This is a genomic window from Pauljensenia sp. UMB10120 (genome assembly GCF_030212035.1).
Lineage (GTDB): Bacteria > Actinomycetota > Actinomycetes > Actinomycetales > Actinomycetaceae > Pauljensenia > Pauljensenia radingae_A.
In genome coordinates, this window is sequence record NZ_JASODH010000009.1 from 72,659 (window position 1) to 89,808 (window position 17,150).

At 59.5% G+C, this 17,150-nt stretch carries 12 protein-coding genes; 6 read left to right on the forward strand and 6 right to left on the reverse strand.

Going from position 1 to position 17,150, the window contains the following annotated elements; genetic code table 11:
* Nucleotides 1-13: 13 nt before the first annotated feature.
* The 3 genes from QP093_RS08960 to QP093_RS08970 form a co-directional block, all read right to left on the reverse strand.
* On the reverse strand, nucleotides 14-781 hold the full coding sequence (locus QP093_RS08960) for a VPDSG-CTERM exosortase interaction domain protein (protein ID WP_285016165.1): 768 nt from the start codon (nucleotides 779-781) through the stop codon (nucleotides 14-16).
* A 4-nt stretch (nucleotides 782-785) separates the two neighbouring features.
* Complete coding sequence (locus tag QP093_RS08965; RefSeq protein ID WP_070725630.1) at nucleotides 786-1,235, reverse strand: OsmC family protein; 450 nt, start codon at nucleotides 1,233-1,235, stop codon at nucleotides 786-788.
* A gap of 168 nt (nucleotides 1,236-1,403) precedes the next feature.
* Nucleotides 1,404-1,904 (reverse strand): DUF2505 domain-containing protein, encoded by a 501-nt coding sequence (locus QP093_RS08970; protein WP_070725627.1) that lies wholly within the window; start codon nucleotides 1,902-1,904, stop codon nucleotides 1,404-1,406.
* A gap of 67 nt (nucleotides 1,905-1,971) precedes the next feature.
* Between QP093_RS08970 and QP093_RS08975 the strand changes: the two genes are divergently transcribed.
* Entirely contained in the window at nucleotides 1,972-3,435 is a 1,464-nt protein-coding gene (locus tag QP093_RS08975; protein ID WP_058236043.1) for a sensor histidine kinase, read from the forward strand.
* 112 nt (nucleotides 3,436-3,547) lie between these two features.
* On the opposite strand, the gene QP093_RS08980 is transcribed toward QP093_RS08975, so the two are convergent.
* Nucleotides 3,548-3,796, reverse strand: coding sequence for a WhiB family transcriptional regulator (locus QP093_RS08980; protein WP_058236042.1), 249 nt, complete (start codon nucleotides 3,794-3,796; stop codon nucleotides 3,548-3,550).
* Between the two features lie 254 nt (nucleotides 3,797-4,050).
* Nucleotides 4,051-7,683, reverse strand: coding sequence for an FtsK/SpoIIIE domain-containing protein (locus QP093_RS08985; RefSeq protein ID WP_285016170.1), 3,633 nt, complete (start codon nucleotides 7,681-7,683; stop codon nucleotides 4,051-4,053).
* Nucleotides 7,684-7,878: 195 nt separating this feature from the next.
* On the opposite strand from QP093_RS08985, the gene ligA reads away from it, so the two are divergent.
* Nucleotides 7,879-10,476: an NAD-dependent DNA ligase LigA gene (gene ligA / locus QP093_RS08990; RefSeq protein ID WP_285016172.1), complete on the forward strand. Its 2,598-nt coding sequence runs from the start codon at nucleotides 7,879-7,881 to the stop codon at nucleotides 10,474-10,476.
* Here the strand turns inward: ligA and QP093_RS08995 are convergent.
* On the reverse strand, nucleotides 10,399-11,667 hold the full coding sequence (locus QP093_RS08995) for a phospholipase D-like domain-containing protein (protein WP_285016173.1): 1,269 nt from the start codon (nucleotides 11,665-11,667) through the stop codon (nucleotides 10,399-10,401). The genes ligA and QP093_RS08995 overlap by 78 nt on opposite strands.
* Nucleotides 11,668-11,776: 109 nt before the next feature.
* On the opposite strand from QP093_RS08995, the gene gatC reads away from it, so the two are divergent.
* The 4 genes from gatC (at nucleotide 11,777) to QP093_RS09015 (ending at nucleotide 16,767) form a co-directional block, all read left to right on the forward strand.
* Nucleotides 11,777-12,073 carry an Asp-tRNA(Asn)/Glu-tRNA(Gln) amidotransferase subunit GatC gene (gatC, locus tag QP093_RS09000; RefSeq protein ID WP_058236039.1) on the forward strand — a complete coding sequence of 99 codons (297 nt, stop codon included), beginning with the start codon at nucleotides 11,777-11,779 and terminating at the stop codon, nucleotides 12,071-12,073.
* Nucleotides 12,073-13,581, forward strand: a complete 1,509-nt coding sequence (gatA, locus tag QP093_RS09005) for an Asp-tRNA(Asn)/Glu-tRNA(Gln) amidotransferase subunit GatA (protein ID WP_285016176.1) — start codon at nucleotides 12,073-12,075, stop codon at nucleotides 13,579-13,581. The genes gatC and gatA overlap by 1 nt, the downstream gene beginning before the upstream one ends.
* A complete protein-coding gene (gene gatB / locus QP093_RS09010; protein ID WP_058236223.1) occupies nucleotides 13,581-15,083 on the forward strand; it encodes an Asp-tRNA(Asn)/Glu-tRNA(Gln) amidotransferase subunit GatB in 1,503 nt (500 codons plus the stop codon). The genes gatA and gatB overlap by 1 nt, the downstream gene beginning before the upstream one ends.
* A gap of 256 nt (nucleotides 15,084-15,339) precedes the next feature.
* A complete protein-coding gene (locus tag QP093_RS09015; RefSeq protein ID WP_285016178.1) occupies nucleotides 15,340-16,767 on the forward strand; it encodes an NAD(P)-dependent malic enzyme in 1,428 nt (475 codons plus the stop codon).
* The last annotated feature ends 383 nt before the right edge of the window (nucleotides 16,768-17,150 follow it).

Genomic DNA, 17,150 nt, shown 5'->3' on the forward strand with positions numbered 1-17,150 from the left:
TGGCTTGATCGTATTATTCCTCATCAGGTAGGACGATCGCCTCGTACAGTTCATCATCTGCGGCAGGATCCTCAACCGGCTGCACATCGATCACAACGTCTTCAACGTTTTCCGAAGGTGCGGGTCCCAGCGCTGTCTGCACGCCCTCAACGACAGACTTGGCCATCGAGCGGCCCAACTGCCAGCCCACAACAGCTCCCACACCGAAGGGCAGCAGGCGTCCCAGTGTTGTGGTTGCAGCTTTCGAAACTGCCTTCTTGCGCAGCCACTTGGACAACAGACGGTTGAACTGCTGGGCGGTGCCCGTGCGAATCGACAGGAACGAGTTGCGGAACCAGGCCAAAGTCTGGATCCCGACCTGCGCCGTAATCATTTCCGCACCTTCCCGCCCAGTCAAGGCGGCCAGAACCAGTGCCGTGCGCTTGGCGGGATCCCTCAGATCAATGCCATACAGGTGCGCCACAGTCATCGCGTAGTGAGCAGACTCTGACACGAAGGCGGCAAGCTGAGCGCCCGATGCTGCTGCAGAAACTGCGGTGCCGGCACCAGGGTAGGCCGCCGCCGCACCTACAGCACCTGACTCCATCCCGATGCGCCGCAGGTACGAGCGGGTGGCGAGCTGAACCAGCTCGCCTGGAGCAAGGTCAGGGAACTGTTCACGCAGCTTGCGCGCCGCCTTTAAACTGGTTGCGTGAGGAACGTTCAGCGCCTTCTGCCACACACTTTCCGGCAGAGACAGCGGCATGCGTGAACGCTCAGAATCTGAAAAACGAGGTGACATATCGTTACATTTTCTCTGATGTGAAAGTTGCCGAATAGGTGGCCGACTGTTCAACCGTATGGCCCACCGTACAGTTCTTGTGAATAGCGCGCGTGGCTCGTTCGATCAGGTCAGCGCGATCCTCATCGCTCAAGGCTGACAGGTCCTGCACCAATTCAACCTGGAACGATTCGTAGCGGTTCTCCTCTTTGTTGGAGACCGCGGAAACGCCGGTGAACTGCTGGAAGTCGTCACCAAGCACGGAGCTCAGACGCGAATCGGACGACATCGCATTGCATGCTGCCACGGCGATCTTCAAGAGCTCACCAGGAGTGAACTCTCCCGGTCCGTCTCCGATATTCACGGCCGCGTCGCGATGGTTGCGCGCAACGTATTGCCTTTTCCCGGTGCGCTCAATGAACAGTGACTCAGTTGGGCCGCCCTCGGCAGCCGGTGCCGTCGTATGTGTATCCATAGCTATATTGTTTCACTCTTGTTCGAGGAGGACCTTCTTTCGCCCTCGTTCATTTCCAAGGGCGAACATGCAGAGGTGATTTCCCTTAGGTCCTGGCCGGACTGAGCCTTGCCGGGTCAGGCAAGCGCGCCTCGTCGTCGCCCTTTATCGGTGAGGTCGTGCCGATTCCTAACGGGCCTGATCCTGGTTCCATTTCTCAGCCAGGCCGACCTCAGCCTCGAAGATCCGGGAGATCTGCTTCATTGCCATATTCTCGATCGTCTTACCCACCAGTGGAATCTTGACGGTAAATTCGCCGTCCATCTGGCGCACAGCTTGCGCGTCATTGCCGGAAAGTTTCGAGGTGAAGTGGCCGCTCGCGTTCACGCCTTCGACGGTCAGCATGGTCGATCCCACTCGTTCGCGACCGCTGATCGGCTCCCACTGCTCCTTCATAGTGATGGCGGGTGACTTCTTGAGGAACCGCTGCGCCGCCGGGGGAAGCTGATTGACGTCAAGTGTGCACGAGGCTTCAATAAGGAGGCCTCCATCGGCGGTGGAATGCACATTGGCCTGAGGGTCAGTCACTCCGGGCTGATCCAGACGCGCGTAAGTGAACGCGGGATCTGCATACATCGCGTTGACCTTGTCAAAACCCAGGGGGTAGGCGTAGGTTTCGTTAATTCGCATAGTTTCTCCGCTCCGGTTTGCGTGTTCGAGGCACCCATAATGGCCTCCATACCACTACAGTGGTGCCATGCGTTCCCTGATGCAACTCGCCGGACAGGCTTCCTCGCGTGTCCTCGCGGAGCAGGATCTTGACTGGCTCCACCTCTTGCTTGCAGATTGGCAGGTCCTGGCCGATTTGGCTGCTGCCGACCTTGTGCTGTGGCTTCCCACCGATGACGGGCGTTTCATTGCTGTTGCGCACTGCAGGCCATCGACCGCTACGACGGTGCACCTCGATGACATTATCGGCCTGTATCTACCGGCCGCGCGCGAAGCAAACCTGCGCCAGGCAATGGAGACCAACTCGATTGTGGAGCCGTCAGGGACGCGCTGGGCCGGCACCTACTCCATGACGGAGGTGTGCGTCCCGATCAGTCACGGAGGCTCAGTCATTGCGGTCGTGACGTGCGAATCGAACCTGGCCTCACCGCGCCCGACCGTCGGGATGGGTGCCTGGACGCAGAATGCCTCGCGAATCCTGCTGGAGATGTGCGCGCGTGGTGAGTATCCCTACACGTCTACACCAACAGTTCTTGCGCACGGCGTGCCACGCGTTATGGATGGCGTGATTCTCATTGATGGTGACGGCACGGTTCAGGAGCTGACTCCTAATGCGAGCTCATGCCTGAGGCGCCTGGGGATTCGACACTCGGTCATTGGGCGCGTGCTGGCCGAAGACATCACAGACGTTATATCCAATGACGCGCTTGTTGAGGAAACACTGGCTGTCGTTGTGATGGGGCGGGCAGCGTGGCGCGTGGAGATCTCGGCGCACGCCTCGACAGTCAATATGCGCGCATTGCCTCTGACCAATGGGCGTCATCGTCTGGGGGCGGTCATCTTGACACGCGACGTGTCTGAGATGCGTCGGCGTGAAGAAGAGCTGATGACGAAAGATGCCACGATTCGGGAGATTCACCACCGCGTCAAGAACAATCTGCAAACCGTGTCGGCCCTGCTGCGACTGCAGGCCCGCCGCTCTGATTCGCAGGAAGTCAAGGATGCCCTCAAAGAGGCCGAACGCCGAGTGCAGTCCATCGCCACAGTTCACCAGGCGTTGTCGCACACGGTCGATGAGGAAGTTGATTTTGACGAGGTCGCCCGCTCCGTGTTGCGCCTGTCTGGCGCGGTTGCCTCAACGGACCATTCTGTTGAGGTTATTACGACGGGTAAATTTGGCGTGATCAGCGCGGATCAGGCTCAAGCCCTGGCCACAGTGCTCAACGAGCTTGTTGCCAATTCTGTCGAGCATGGTCTGGCAGGGCGAGACGGCGTGATACGCATCGATGCGCAGCGCGACCACGACAACGACAAACGTATGACGGTTCGCGTGATTGATAACGGCGTAGGATTTGAGCCAGGTACTCCACTCAGCGGCTTGGGCACGCAGATTGTGCGGCAAATGGTTCGAGGGGAACTGGGAGGCACGATCGAGTGGGAACCGGGAGAAGAATCGGGCACAGTTGTCACGCTGCGTCTACGCGTGGAGTGATGCAGAGGTGTGCTCGGTGGAATGGGCATGTGAGGGCAGTGTTCGTGCACTGAATAAACGCGTAGCCGAGTTCGTGGTGAACCCGGCTACGCGTTGAAGTCAGTGAGGAGTTTCAGGAAGCGCGGCGTGCACGTGCGGCGCGGCGTTTCATTGAGCGGCGCTCTTCTTCGCTCAGACCGCCCCACACTCCGGAATCCTGGTTGTTGTCCATTGCCCACTGCAGACACACGGTCTCAACAGGGCAGTTATGGCATACAGCTTTGGCTTCCGCAGCTTGTGTCAGGGCTGGACCAGTATTGCCGATTGGGAAAAACAGCTCCGGGTCAACACTTAAGCAGGCTGCTTTACTCCGCCAGTCCATCTTCCCTCAAACTCCATTTCCGTTAACGTTTTGTTAAACAACTCGACGCTTAACGTATAACTTGTCGATAACTTGATCAATTGTCGACGAATCATCACCGAAGGGCAAGGGGAAAAAGGGCCCAACTCCCGTTTCACGCATGTGTCAATAGTCACGAGGATTTACGCGCGGCGGTGTGAGGGGATGAAAATGTGGAGAAGACCAGTGTGACGCGCGTGTCTCGAACGCCTGCGGATGACCGAAGCCAGTGTGCCTTAGGAATCGAAAGGTCTGGATCTTTCCTGAAGAAGGGCTGTGTTGAGACGGAAGCGCTCAACTCGTCCTGCATGCATAATGATCCCATTGTGAGCTCCCCACCGCTCCGCACGAACGGCGACAGGAACGCTGCGCGCGACCTGTGCCAATGCTCGAACCAAATCAGGTGACGGATCCAGCGCGATCACTGTGTCATGCGCGTGTGAGCGTAGTTGTGTCCACTGATGAGATCCAAGCAGCGTGATCTGGGCTGGATCAAAGCCTGGCCGGCAATCGCGTGGGCCTGACACCATATGCCAGTGCGTCTCGAGAATGCGGCGCGCATCCTCCAGATCATCACCGATCAGCACGCACGACCCGTGCGGATAAGAGAGTGACTCAAGTGAGGCTCCTACCCAGCCCAGACATGGCGCAGCGGGCTCCCCGTTCCCTGCTGGAGCTGTCCTATCTGCTCGCCGCGCCTTGCCCTCCGCCTTATCTCCTTCTGTCAGCTCGGCCCCTTCTGTCGACAATGCTGTGTCAGGGCGAGTCCGCAACATTGAAAGAGGGGCATTCAAAGACAGCACCGTCCACGGCTCCGCACTCTCAGTGACAGAGGCTGCATGTGTGTCGCGCTCGGCATTGGTGGGGATCGCGTGGGGGAGTGCACATAACACCCCTGTCAGGTCAACAGGTTCACCGATTCCTCCGTTGCATGAGGAGCGGATACGTGACGGAAGAGAGGCAAGAATGAAATGGCCATCGTGGCGAGTGAGCGGTGTGCGCACACCAAGTCCTGCGCGCAGCGCTTCATCTGACGAATGGGCTGCGACAAAACGGGTAGAAAAAGCAGAACTGCAGCTTCCCCCGGTGCCAAACTCACCCGGAGTTGCGGCAACGATGGTGATACCGCTGGCACGAGCCTGCGACAAGCACTCACTCCACACAGTGTGTGCCGTGCCCGCTGACAGCACGCGGTCCAACGATCGCATCATGTCGGGAACATCGGTGACGATCAGGACGGATGGGCCGTGTGCCGCAATGCCGGTGAGCAGGTGCGTAACGGCGCCTGCATCATCGAGTGAGAGACGGGAAGCAAACAGCTGCGTGCTCATCGCGTGGCCGGCCAGCGATGTGCTGTCACACAGGTGGATTGGTATCCCGCGAGCTTGCCCGATCCTCACGCCCAGCGCCTGTGCACACTGCGCCAGATCAGCGCTGCGATAGTGAGGCCCCTCCAAGCGGATATGCCCATCCTCAAAGAGCACGCTGTAATGGCGTCCGATATCGATCCCATCAGCCACCCCAATCGCAATGCGCCGATCAGCCTCCCCGCTGCATCCACGTACTGCCACCTGGCTAAGGTAGGTGGCGTCAACCTCGTGCCATGAAAGGGGCGAGGGAAGCTCGGGCGCCCATAGCGGCGGGCAGTCATTTTCACGCCCCCACCTGTCGCGCACGCGCCGAACCACCCGCTCTATGTCACCACAGTATGCAAACTGTATGTGCGTCCCACCATTGATAAGCGCACGACCAGGGTGACGAGGAAGTGAAGCAGCTGCCGGGGTGCCGATCGCATCGAGCGAATCTGCCTCGGTGGCACAGCGCAATGCGATGCGAATGTCAATGTTGGAGCGCATGGCCGGCGTGATCGCCCCTGACGGGCGCTGGGTTGCAGCAATGAGATGCAATCCCAGGGAGCGTCCCTGGGCAGCCAGCCTGACCAGCGCATCCAAAGTGTCGGGATGCGAATCAGCGAGGACCCGGAACTCATCGATCGCGATAATGATGCGCGCGGGAGGTTCGGGCGCCGCACCTCGGCAATGAGCCTCATGCCAGCGGCGAATGTCGGGAAAGCCGAGGCGCGCAAGGTCGCGTTCGCGTTCTCGCAGGAGCGATGACAGTCCTCGAATCGCCCGACTCGTGGCATCAGGCTCCAGGTCTGTCAGGACCTGGCGGGTGTGGGGCAATCGCGTCAATGGCGTGAATGTGGCTCCTCCCTTGTAGTCAATGAGGACGAGTTGCACCTGACGCGGGCTGAAGCGTTCACACATCTGCGCCAGCCACGTCGTCAGCGCTTCCGATTTTCCAGATCCCGTTGTGCCGGCAAGCAACGCGTGAGGACCGTCTGAGACAAGGTCAATGCTGACGAGTCGGTGTCCGTCGTGTCCGATGGGTACGCGCAGGCACTGAGAGTGCGATTCGTCCGGCTCCCACTGAGCAAGGTCCTCCCATGTTACCGAGTCCGGAACACTGTTGCGGGTGCCTTCATCAGCGGACTCGGTGCACGTATCCCACCATCGGTCAGTTACGAGGACGTGGTTCGGGCGAATGATGTGGTCACACCATTCGGGTAAATCTGCATATCCTGCTCCGACACCAATATGTACCACGTGCCGACCATCTCCAGCACGTCTCAGTTCGGATACGCCTCTATCTGCACATGCCACGCAGGCGGACCCGCGGACAATGTGAATGTCGATTGCGGGCGAACCGATGCGGCGCGCGTGACTATCTGGATTGATGATGCGGGCGCCGCCCAGTCGGGCAGCGATTTGAGCTGCCCACCAGTAGGCACCCGACACAGCGTGCTCCCCAATGAAACCGACGACACGCACCCGCGCTCGCTCTCCAGTTCGGCGCGAATGGCCCCGACGCATCGGCGCACGTCGGGGCCCTGAAACGAGGGAAACAGGTGCAGGTGACGAGCCGTATATCTCGCTCAGATTCAGCTCCAGTGCAGGGGATTTTCCAGGCATGCCGGGCCACACAGGAAGTGCATCTGGCAACGTACGATCCCCGCTGCCGCTGTGTTTGTCTGGAGACGACAACGGCGCTGAAGATGAGTGCGAATCGCCGCGAGGCAGTGCGCTGAGCGCGACGGCGAGGGAGGCTGCGTCGTAGTGCCTCCAGAATCTTCGACGCCTGAGAAAGCGAAGCGCGAATATTCCTGCCGCCAGCGCCATCGCCACACCCATTGCGCCGACCAGCCACCCACGCGCAGCACCTCCCCACATGGACAGGCGCCACACCATCATGGGGATGATCAGCATCATGGGGATGATGCCCCATCGCACGAACCGATTGCGAACGGGGTCAGGCTGTGGCCAGGAGGAGTTGAGAGGCCTGGCACGCACCTCGAATACGTTTCCACCAGCGAAAATACGATGCCCCACTGATAGGGGCAGCGCACGTGCGCCGACTTGTCGAGAAAAGCGCCGCGGAAGCATGCCGACGAGGGGGAGGCGCCGCGCCACACGTGTTCCGTTGGTGGAGTCGCAATCGGTGATGGACAGTTGTGCGCGCTCGCGGCGCAGCCAGGGCCATCGGGGTACGTGATCTGATCGCACTCGTCGTGTAAGTGAGCGGGCCACGGCACCGTGTTCCTCAAGAAAAGCGTGCGTGCGGGACAAATGTTGCGAGGTCAGACCGTGCCCATCTGCTCTGCCAATCAGTGTACAGGCTTCGATCGGCACCACCAGTCCCACATCCGGACCACTCACGCACGCCAGATGAAAAGCTGTCTTTAACGGGTGAGCGGCAGCCGCAGTGTCGTCCTCTCCGGCCGGCGCTATTTTAGCGCGGGTGAATTTCGCCGCGCGTGCGGGTGCGTCCTCTCGTTCGCGAAGCATAGGAAGTGTCAACGTCGTCATGTCAACATGGTGATGTCCTCACCGCCGCGCCTCCACTCAGATGACCTGGAATGTGGACAGGCAGTAACACGCGTACGCCCTGTGGATGACAGTCGCCCTCCACAGCACCTACGTCGATTCGCGCAATTCGCGCCCAGACATCCACAGGTCGCCCTCGTCGACCAGCCGGAACGCGAACAGTGGAACAATAGTCGTATGGAAGATCAGCATGCCGCCACCGCGGGCACCCCCGCAGCTCAGCCGCCCAGCATCTCGCAGAGCTCCCAGTCCGATCAGAGCGTCCCACCGTCGGCACGCGAGCAGTGGGTCGACCTGGTTGAACGGATCGAGCAGGCACGCCACGACTACTACGACAAGGATGCGCCTCAACTGAGCGACGCGGACTACGACACCCTTTTCCGCCAGCTGGAGGACATAGAGCGCACCTACCCGCAGCTATCAGGACCTGACTCGCCTACGGCCACGGTCGGTGGCACACGCAGCGAAGCATTCGCGCCGGTCGAGCATGCAGAACCCATGATGTCGCTCGAGGACGTCTTCTCCCTGGACGAACTGCGCTCGTGGTGGCAGCGCACGATTGACGAGGTTGGCTCTGCGAGTACCGCGATGACGACGGAAGTTAAAATCGACGGCCTGGCAGTGTCGCTGCTGTATCGAAACGGGTTCCTCATCCAGGCGGCAACTAGGGGTGATGGGCGCGTGGGTGAAGATGTGACCGCGAATGTGCGCACTATTTCATCCATTCCGCATGTCCTGTCCGGCGGTCCGCACCCTGAAATGCTGGAAATTCGCGGCGAGATCTACATGCCGTTGGAAGACTTTGCACAGATTAACGAGCAGCGCGCTCGCGCGCACAACGAGTACGCGGAAAAACTTGAGCAGTACCGTGCTGGAGAACTGAGTCGTCAGCCCCACAAGCCTCCGGCACCTTTTGCCAACCCACGCAATGCTGCAGCCGGATCACTTCGGCAAAAAGATCCGGCGATCACTGCGCAGCGCTCGCTCGCTCTGTTGGCGCACGGCATTGGCGCTATCGAGGCTGGTGAGTCTTTCACCGCCCCTACACACCTGTTCGGCTGGTACGAGCTGTTCCAACAGTGGGGAATCCCGGTGTCGCCTCACACGCGGCTGGTGCATTCTTATGACGAGATTGCTCAACGCATTGACGAGCTGGGTGATCAGCGTGCCGGACTGGATCATGAGATCGACGGCGTCGTGATCAAAGTTGACGATCAGGGGCTTCAGCGCCAGATGGGGGCCACCTCGCGCGTGCCGCGATGGGCGATTGCCTACAAGTTCCCACCTCAGGAAGTCACGACGCGCCTGCTCGACATCCACGTCCAGGTTGGACGCACGGGTCGCGTCACGCCCTACGCGGTGATGGATAAGGTGTTCGTGTCCGGCTCGCATGTGCAGAGAGCGACACTGCACAACGCGGGCGAGGTGGCGCGCAAGGGAGTGTTGATCGGTGACCTGGTGATTGTGCGCAAAGCGGGAGATGTCATCCCTGAAATTGTTGGACCGGTGGTGGACGAACGGGATGGAACTGAGCGGGAATTCGTCATGCCGACCGAATGCCCGTCGTGCGGCAGTACGCTCAGGGCCGAGTCTGAAGGCGATGCGGACCTGCGCTGTCTGAATCGCGCGCTGTGCCCGGCGCAGCTGACTGAACGCATTGAACATATTGCGTCACGGTCCGCATTGGACATCGAGCATCTGGGAGCTGAGGCCGCCCTCGCGCTGACGCAGCCTGAGAACTATCGTGACGAGGTCGCGGCGGCGCTGATTGCGGGGCATCGAGTCGTGCTCGAAGACGGCACGCACATTGTGCTCACCGACGTTGACCACTTAAGTCACGGTGAGCAGATGGAAGCGGCAAATGCGATGCTGCCATCCGCTCAGGACCCGGTTGTCACCTCTGAAAGCGAAATCTTTACGCTCACCGCCGATGATGTGAAAGATGTGATGATCTGGCGCCAGGTACCTTCCAGCGAGGACTGGGCGTACGTCCACTTTTTCTGGACACAGCCGTGGGTCACCAGGACGCGGTCAGAAAACAAGGTGAAGATCAAGTTCCGCGAACCGGCTGAGTCTCGCCCTCGTGACACGCTGACGCAGATGCTCGAACTCATGGACAGGCAGGCACGCACTCAGCCACTGTGGCGCGTGCTGGTTGCACTGTCGATTCGCCACGTCGGCCCCACGGTCGCCAGGGAACTGACAGCGGCAATGCCTTCGATGGAGGCGATTTCCTCGGCCAGTGAAGAACAACTCAGCGCAATCGACGGGGTAGGCCCGATCATTGCGCGCGCGATTGGTGACTGGTTCGCACAGCCTGACAATCAGGAGATTGTGCGCCGGTGGGCAGCCTCAGGGGTGCGCATGCACGACAGTGACGAGGGTGGATCCGCATCCACTCACGCAGCCACGCTGGAAGGACTGACGATCGTCGTCTCCGGATCGGTGGAAGGGTACACGCGTGACAGCGCGAAGGAAGCCATCACGGATCGGGGCGGGCAGGCAACCAGCTCGGTCAGCAAGAAAACGTCACTGGTTGTGGCAGGCCCTGGGGCCGGGTCAAAAGTGGCGAAAGCCGAAGAACTCGGTGTCCCGATTCTTGACCAGTCCCGCTTCGACGAACTGCTGGCACGCGGTATGAGTGTCCTCGAAGAAATTGACGCGCAGGCTGACGAGACACACGCTGCTTCAGTCGACTCAGACGACCCACTCGAAGGGGTGGAGGAGCCGCTCAATGATGCGGGTGGGCAGGCCTCGTCTCTCCCACTCTTCTAGCGTCAGCTGCCTGGACGTCGTGAGGTCTTTGGCGAAGATCTCTTCCATGCGCTCTGCCAAAGCGGTGGAACGGAACTGCAGATTGACTTCAAAATTGCCCTGCATCGACAGGCGATCAATGTTGGCAGTACCAATCGTTGACCAGTGCGAATCAATCGTCATGGTCTTGGAGTGGATCATGGCGTGCTGATACAGCCAGATTTCAATACCGTTGCGCAGCAGCTCTCCGTAGTAGGGGCGCGCAACCCAGTCCGCCATGATGTGGTTGGAATATTCAGGGATCAGCACCTTCACGCGCACGCCTCGCTGCGCAGCCGCAACCAGGTTGTGCAAAATTTCCTTATCGGGAATGAAGTAAGCAGTGGTGATCAGGATCTGGTCACGCGCGCGGTCAATGGCATCCAGGTACAGGCCCCGCACGGGGAACAGTAATCGTGAGGGCAGATTGAATTCGGCACTGATGGGTGGGAACCAGTCCTTAACCCCGCCGTCAGGTAGAGCCGGCTGCCACGGCCGCTTGAAATGATTCCAGAATTCAGCGAACCCGTCCGCCAGCTCCATCACCGCCGGACCGGTGATACGGACGTGAGTATCTCGCCATTCGACGCCGAAACGCTCACCAATGTTGTAACCGCCAACGAAGCCGTACTTCCCGTCGGTGACGAGAATCTTGCGGTGATCACGCCCTGTCTTGCGCAAATTAAGCGTGAACAGGCCGGAACGAATCTCAGGGATACGCCGGTGGAACAGGTTCGGGTGCCTGGGGAAAATCTTGAACAGTGGATTCTGATTCAGCACTCCGAAACCGTCGTAAACGATGTAGACCTGAACGCCTCGATCAGCAGCGGCATAGAGTGCATCCTTGAAGGCGCGTCCAATCTCGTCGGCCGCCCAGATGTAGGTCTCAAAGCAAATCGACTCACGAGCCTCGTTGATCGCGTCCAGCATGTCGGTATAAAGCGACTCGCCCTCGGTGTAGGTCCGCACAACGTTCGAATCGATTTGGACATCGCTGGGGGGCAAAGTGGGGAAGCCGTGACGGCCACCGGGAATACGTGCGATTCGGACTCGGTCAACGGCATGAACCGTGACGACGGCAGCAGCTTGCGCAACGAGCAGCCCGATACCGACACCTTTGAGAATCTTCCACCCCGTCTGGTGGTTTAAACGCCACTTCCGTGCAACTGCCATGCCGTTAGCCTAATTCCTTCCCGACAATTTGAGAACTTATACATGTCAGACACGTGCCTTCGGGCCCGCTGGGTCGAATATCTGCTTCGTGCCACATAGAATTGGCATCATGTCACGCATCAGTACTGAAGAAGTCGCCCGCGTCGCCGGGCTGGCCAGGATTGCGCTGACGCAAGAAGAAATCGAGCGCTTCGCCGGTGAACTTGACGTCATCGCTACATCCGTTGCACAAGTGTCCGAAGTTGCCACCCCTGACGTTCCCGCAACGTCGCACCCCATTCCGTTGGCGAATGTGTGGCGCGAAGACGAAGTCGGCCCCACCCTCGACCGTGATGAGGTCCTGGCGCAGGCACCGGCTCAGGACCGCGGAATGTTCCTCGTCCCGCAGATTCTCGAGGAGGACTGATGAACGACCTGCTCAAGAAATCCGCACTCGAACTCGCCGACATGCTCGAGACAGGTCAGATCACATCCGTTGAACTGACGACAGCATGCCTGGACCGGATCGACGCTCTGAATGAACACGTCAACGCCTTCTTGCATATTGACCGCGAAGGTGCCCTCGAAACAGCTCGTCGCGTTGACGAGCGCCGTGCAGCAGGGGAGAAGCTCCATCGCCTTGCAGGCGTCCCCATCGCAGTGAAAGACAACATGGTCGTGCGTGGCATGCCCACCACCTGTGCCTCCAGGATCCTCGAGGGATGGCTGCCACCGTACGACGCAACGGTCGTCGAAAAGATTCACGAGGCCGGCCTGCCGATCGTCGGCAAGACCAACATGGACGAATTTGCCATGGGATCCTCAACTGAGCACTCCGCATATGGCGCAACAGGAAACCCGTGGGATCTTGGCCGTATCCCCGGCGGATCCGGCGGCGGGTCAGCTGCCGCTGTCTCAGCGTTCATGGTGCCGCTCGCCCTCGGCTCCGATACTGGCGGGTCGATCCGTCAGCCAGGTGCAGTGACGGGAACTGTGGGGGCAAAGCCCACCTACGGTGCGGTTTCACGTTACGGTCTGGTTGCGATGGCCTCGTCGCTCGATCAGATCGGGCCTGTCACCCGCACAGTTGCGGACGCTGCCGCCTTGCAGGAACTCATCGGTGGTCACGACCCACACGATTCCACATCCTTGACTGACCCGGTGCCGCCCCTTGCTGACAGTGTGCGCGCCGTGGCAGACCGGGGCAGCATTGCCGGACTGAAGATCGGCGTCGTGACGGAACTGTCCGGCGAGGGGTATGAACCCGCAGTGCTCGACGCGTTCAACGCCAGTGTGGAGGCTCTCAAGAACGCAGGCGCTGAAGTCATCGAAGTGTCCTGCCCGAGCTTTGCATACGCGCTCGCGGCCTACTACCTGATCATGCCGGCCGAGGCATCCTCGAACCTGGCACGTTTTGACGGCATGCGCTACGGCATCCGTGTTGAACCCGCCGAAGGTAATGTCACAGCCGAACGCGTCATGGCTGCTACCCGCGAGGCTGGTTTCGGTGATGAGGTCAAACGCCGTATCATTCTGGGCACTCACGTCCTGTCGGCCGGTTACTACGACGCGTATTATGGATCCGCGCAGAAAGTCCGCACCCTCGTGCAGCGCGATTTTGCGCGCGTCTTCGAACAGGTCGACGTCCTCGTCTCGCCGACCGCGCCGACCGTCGCCTTCGAGATGGGTGGAAAGATCAACGACCCGATGGCGATGTACCTCAACGACATTGCCACCATTCCGGCCAACCTTGCAGGCGTCCCCGCAATGACGATTCCGAATGCCGTGACCGAACAGAATCTGCCCGTCGGATTCCAGGTGATTGCACCGGCACGTCATGATCAGAAGATGTACGAGGTGGCAGCGCTTGTTGAACTGCTCAGCGATGATGTTGCGGGCAGATGCCCGGCTGCCGACTGGAAGGTGAGCGAATGATGGAAGACCTCATGGATTATGAAGACGCGGTCAAACAGTTCGACCCTGTTCTCGGTATCGAGGTTCACGTCGAGCTGGGCACGAAGACCAAGATGTTTGACGCTGCGCCCAACGCGTTCGGTGGCGACCCGAACACCTTTGTTACGCCAGTGTCCCTCGGATTGCCAGGTTCCTTGCCGGTCGTCAACCACAAGGCTGTTGAATACGCCATCAAGATTGGCCTGGCACTGAACTGTGAAATCGCGGAGTACTGCCGTTTTGCCCGAAAGAACTACTTCTACCCGGATCTGACGAAGGCATTCCAGACTTCGCAGTACGATGAGCCGATCGCGCACGACGGTTATGTCGACGTCGAACTCGAAGACGGCGAAATGTTCCGCGTCACCATCGAACGTGCTCACATGGAAGAAGACGCTGGCAAGAACACCCACGTCGGCGGCGCGGACGGCCGTATCCACGGTGCCGACCACTCGCTGGTGGACTACAACCGCGCCGGCGTGCCCCTGGTTGAGATCGTCACGCGTCCAATCGAAGGCGCCGGCGAACGCGCTCCGGAGGTTGCCGCAGCATACGTGCGCTCACTGCGTGACATTTTCCGCACGCTGGAAGTCTCGGAAGCTCGAATGGAACGCGGAAACGTGCGCGCCGACATTAACGTGTCGCTGCGTCCCAGCCCCGATGCGCCGCTCGGCACGCGCTCAGAGACGAAGAACGTGAACTCTTTCCGCGGTATCGAGCGCGCTGTCCGATTCGAAATTCAGCGCCACGCTGCGATCCTGTCGGCGGGGGGCACAGTCATCCAGGAAACGCGCCACTTCCACGAGGAGGACGGGTCGACCTCGTCAGGCCGCGAGAAGTCTGATGCGGAAGACTACCGCTACTTCCCTGAACCAGACCTGGTTCCGCTTGCTCCGTCGCGCGAATGGGTCGAGCAGTTGCGCGCCGAGCTGCCTGAATTGCCGGTAGCGAAGCGTCGGCGCCTGCGCACCGAGTGGTCTTATTCGGATAAGGAAATGCGCGACGTCGTCAATGCCGGAGCGCTTGAGCTGATCGAAAGCACTGTTGAGGCCGGTGCCTCACCTGCCGCTGCACGCAAGTGGTGGATGGGTGAGCTGGCACGCACGGCGAAGCAAAATGAGGTTGCGTTGGAGGATCTGACGGTCGCACCCGAGCAGATTGCGCAGCTTCAGAAGCTCGTTGACGATGGACGCCTGACCGATAAGCTTGCCCGCCAGGTCCTCGAAGGTGTCCTGGCCGGCGAGGGCGATCCCGAGCAGGTCGTGCAGGCGCGTGGCCTTGAGGTGGTCAGTGACGAGGGCGCACTGACGTCTGCCGTTCAGGAAGCACTTGACGCCAATCCCGACGTCGTTGAGAAGATCAAGGGTGGCAAAGTGAAGGCCGCTGGCGCCCTGGTCGGAGCAGTGATGAAGGCGACTCGAGGCCAAGCCGACGCTGCGCGCGTGCGTGAACTCATCATGGAAATGGTGGGTGTCGAGGAGTAAAACCCGACCGATTTCAGCCCCTGGAGTGGGAATGTGAGGTGGCGGCGGAGCTGGCAGGCTCTGCCGCCACCTTCTTGTTGTCTGCCCTTCAAACAGCTGATGAAGGCAGATGAGCGGCGGACGAAACATGGCTCATGCGAGCACATGTCCACATAGTGCGATCGTTAACACCGTCGTTCCGAAAGGCTTGTACGATACAAAACGAACGAACTAACATACCGCGTGAACATTACGCTTTTGAGGAATGATTGTTTGTATGCGTACTTCTCCGTCATATACCGCCTCCTACAGGCTTGAATTTGATGAATCACAAGCGTCCATCGCCACCATCATCGATACGGTGACCGCCACAGGTGCCCAGGTGAAGGGATTCGATGTCGCGGATTCAGATCGCGGCCATATGACCATTGATCTGACTTGCGATATGCGTGATTCAAACCATCGACGCGAAGTGGAAGCTACCCTCGACGCCCTGCCTGGCATTCATACTGCAGCCGTGTCAGATCAGACCTTCCTCGCTCATATCGGCGGAAAAATCGCCATCGCTCCGCGCGTCCCGCTGCGTAACCGCGACGACTTGTCGCGCATCTATACCCCGGGTGTGGCTCGTGTATGCACTGCCATTCACGACATGCCGGAAAAAGCCCACCTGTTGACCATGAAGTCCAATACGGTGGCCGTCGTTTCAGACGGGACGGCTGTGCTGGGGCTGGGAGACATTGGTCCTGCTGCTGCGCTTCCAGTGATGGAGGGCAAGGCGGTCCTGTTCAAACAGTTCGGTGGTGTGGACGCGTGGCCAGTCGTCCTCGACACAAAGGACACCGAGGAAATCATCTCGATTATCAAGGCGATCGCACCGGCCTATGCGGGCATCAACCTGGAGGACATTTCAGCACCTCGCTGCTTCGAGATTGAGGAACGCCTGCGCGAGGAACTTGATATTCCGGTTTTCCACGACGATCAGCACGGCACCGCGATTGTTGTCCTGGCAGCTTTGCTCAATGCGCTCAAGCTGGTGGACAAGAAGATTGACGAGGTCCGCATCGTTGTGTCGGGTGTGGGGGCCGCCGGGTCAGCGATTATCCGTCTCCTGATGGCTCAGGGAGCAAAGGATATCGTGGGGTATGGCCGCACTGGAGCGCTGTGTGCGGATAACGTTGAAGGCATGCATGCTTCGCGTCGCTGGCTTGCTGAGCATACGAACCCGCGTCGGGTGACCGGCAACCTTAAGGATGGTCTGCGCGATGCTGATGTGTTTATCGGTGTCTCACACGGCGGCCTGATTACCGGCGAAGATGTGGCGACGATGGCTGATGACGCGATTGTCTTCGCGCTTGCCAACCCGACACCCGAGGTTGACCCGCTCGATGCCGCTCGATACGCACGCATCGTTGCGACGGGGCGTTCCGATTACGCTAACCAGATCAACAACGTGCTGGCTTTCCCAGGGCTGTTCCGCGGGTTGCTTGATGCGAAGGTCTCCCAGATTACGACGGAAGTCCTGAGGGTTGCCGCCGTGGCGATCGCATCCGTCATTTCGGATGACGAGCTTTCGCCCAGCTACATCATTCCCGGTGTCTTTGATGACCGCGTGCCGGTGGCCGTGTCCAAGGCGGTTCGCCAGGCTGTTCGTGATCTTCCCACCGTGGACATTCCGAACCAGGAGCACCTGGGTACTCGCTGAGTACAGTGCAAGCGCGCGTGGCCGCTTTCGTTGATCGTGCATCAGGATTGACGAGGGCGGCCGCCGCATGTTCCACGCACTTCACTGTGAGTGGAGACCGTGGAACGGTCGCGACCCGGAGGAGTCGTTTTCGTTGGAAATAAGCGCTTTTGATTCGATGTGTCGATGCTCACCCTGCCAAAGTTTGACCTCGAGTGGGAAGGTGAGTATATTTAATTCTCGCCGCTGATGGTGGAGCCGAGAGGTTCTGGTGTTAGTGGTTTTACTACGCTAGAGGGCTTTCTTAAAAGTTCTTGACCGTATGTAGGTGTTGTTTGTGAACTCGATAGTGTGTTTGTTTTGTTGATGCTTGTTTTTGTTTTTTGAGTTTTTTTGGTTGGGAT

What these genes read in the sequence shown, in the direction of transcription:
- QP093_RS08960 (WP_285016165.1), bottom strand. Translation starts at nt 781, where the DNA reads ATGTCACCTCGTTTTTCAGATTCTGAGCGTTCACGCATGCCGCTGTCT.
- QP093_RS08965 (WP_070725630.1), bottom strand. Translation starts at nt 1,235, where the DNA reads ATGGATACACATACGACGGCACCGGCTGCCGAGGGCGGCCCAACTGAG.
- QP093_RS08970 (WP_070725627.1), bottom strand. Translation starts at nt 1,904, where the DNA reads ATGCGAATTAACGAAACCTACGCCTACCCCCTGGGTTTTGACAAGGTC.
- QP093_RS08975 (WP_058236043.1), top strand. Translation starts at nt 1,972, where the DNA reads ATGCGTTCCCTGATGCAACTCGCCGGACAGGCTTCCTCGCGTGTCCTC.
- QP093_RS08980 (WP_058236042.1), bottom strand. Translation starts at nt 3,796, where the DNA reads ATGGACTGGCGGAGTAAAGCAGCCTGCTTAAGTGTTGACCCGGAGCTG.
- QP093_RS08985 (WP_285016170.1), bottom strand. Translation starts at nt 7,683, where the DNA reads ATGACGACGTTGACACTTCCTATGCTTCGCGAACGAGAGGACGCACCC.
- ligA (WP_285016172.1), top strand. Translation starts at nt 7,879, where the DNA reads ATGGAAGATCAGCATGCCGCCACCGCGGGCACCCCCGCAGCTCAGCCG.
- QP093_RS08995 (WP_285016173.1), bottom strand. Translation starts at nt 11,667, where the DNA reads ATGGCAGTTGCACGGAAGTGGCGTTTAAACCACCAGACGGGGTGGAAG.
- gatC (WP_058236039.1), top strand. Translation starts at nt 11,777, where the DNA reads ATGTCACGCATCAGTACTGAAGAAGTCGCCCGCGTCGCCGGGCTGGCC.
- gatA (WP_285016176.1), top strand. Translation starts at nt 12,073, where the DNA reads ATGAACGACCTGCTCAAGAAATCCGCACTCGAACTCGCCGACATGCTC.
- gatB (WP_058236223.1), top strand. Translation starts at nt 13,581, where the DNA reads ATGGAAGACCTCATGGATTATGAAGACGCGGTCAAACAGTTCGACCCT.
- QP093_RS09015 (WP_285016178.1), top strand. Translation starts at nt 15,340, where the DNA reads ATGCGTACTTCTCCGTCATATACCGCCTCCTACAGGCTTGAATTTGAT.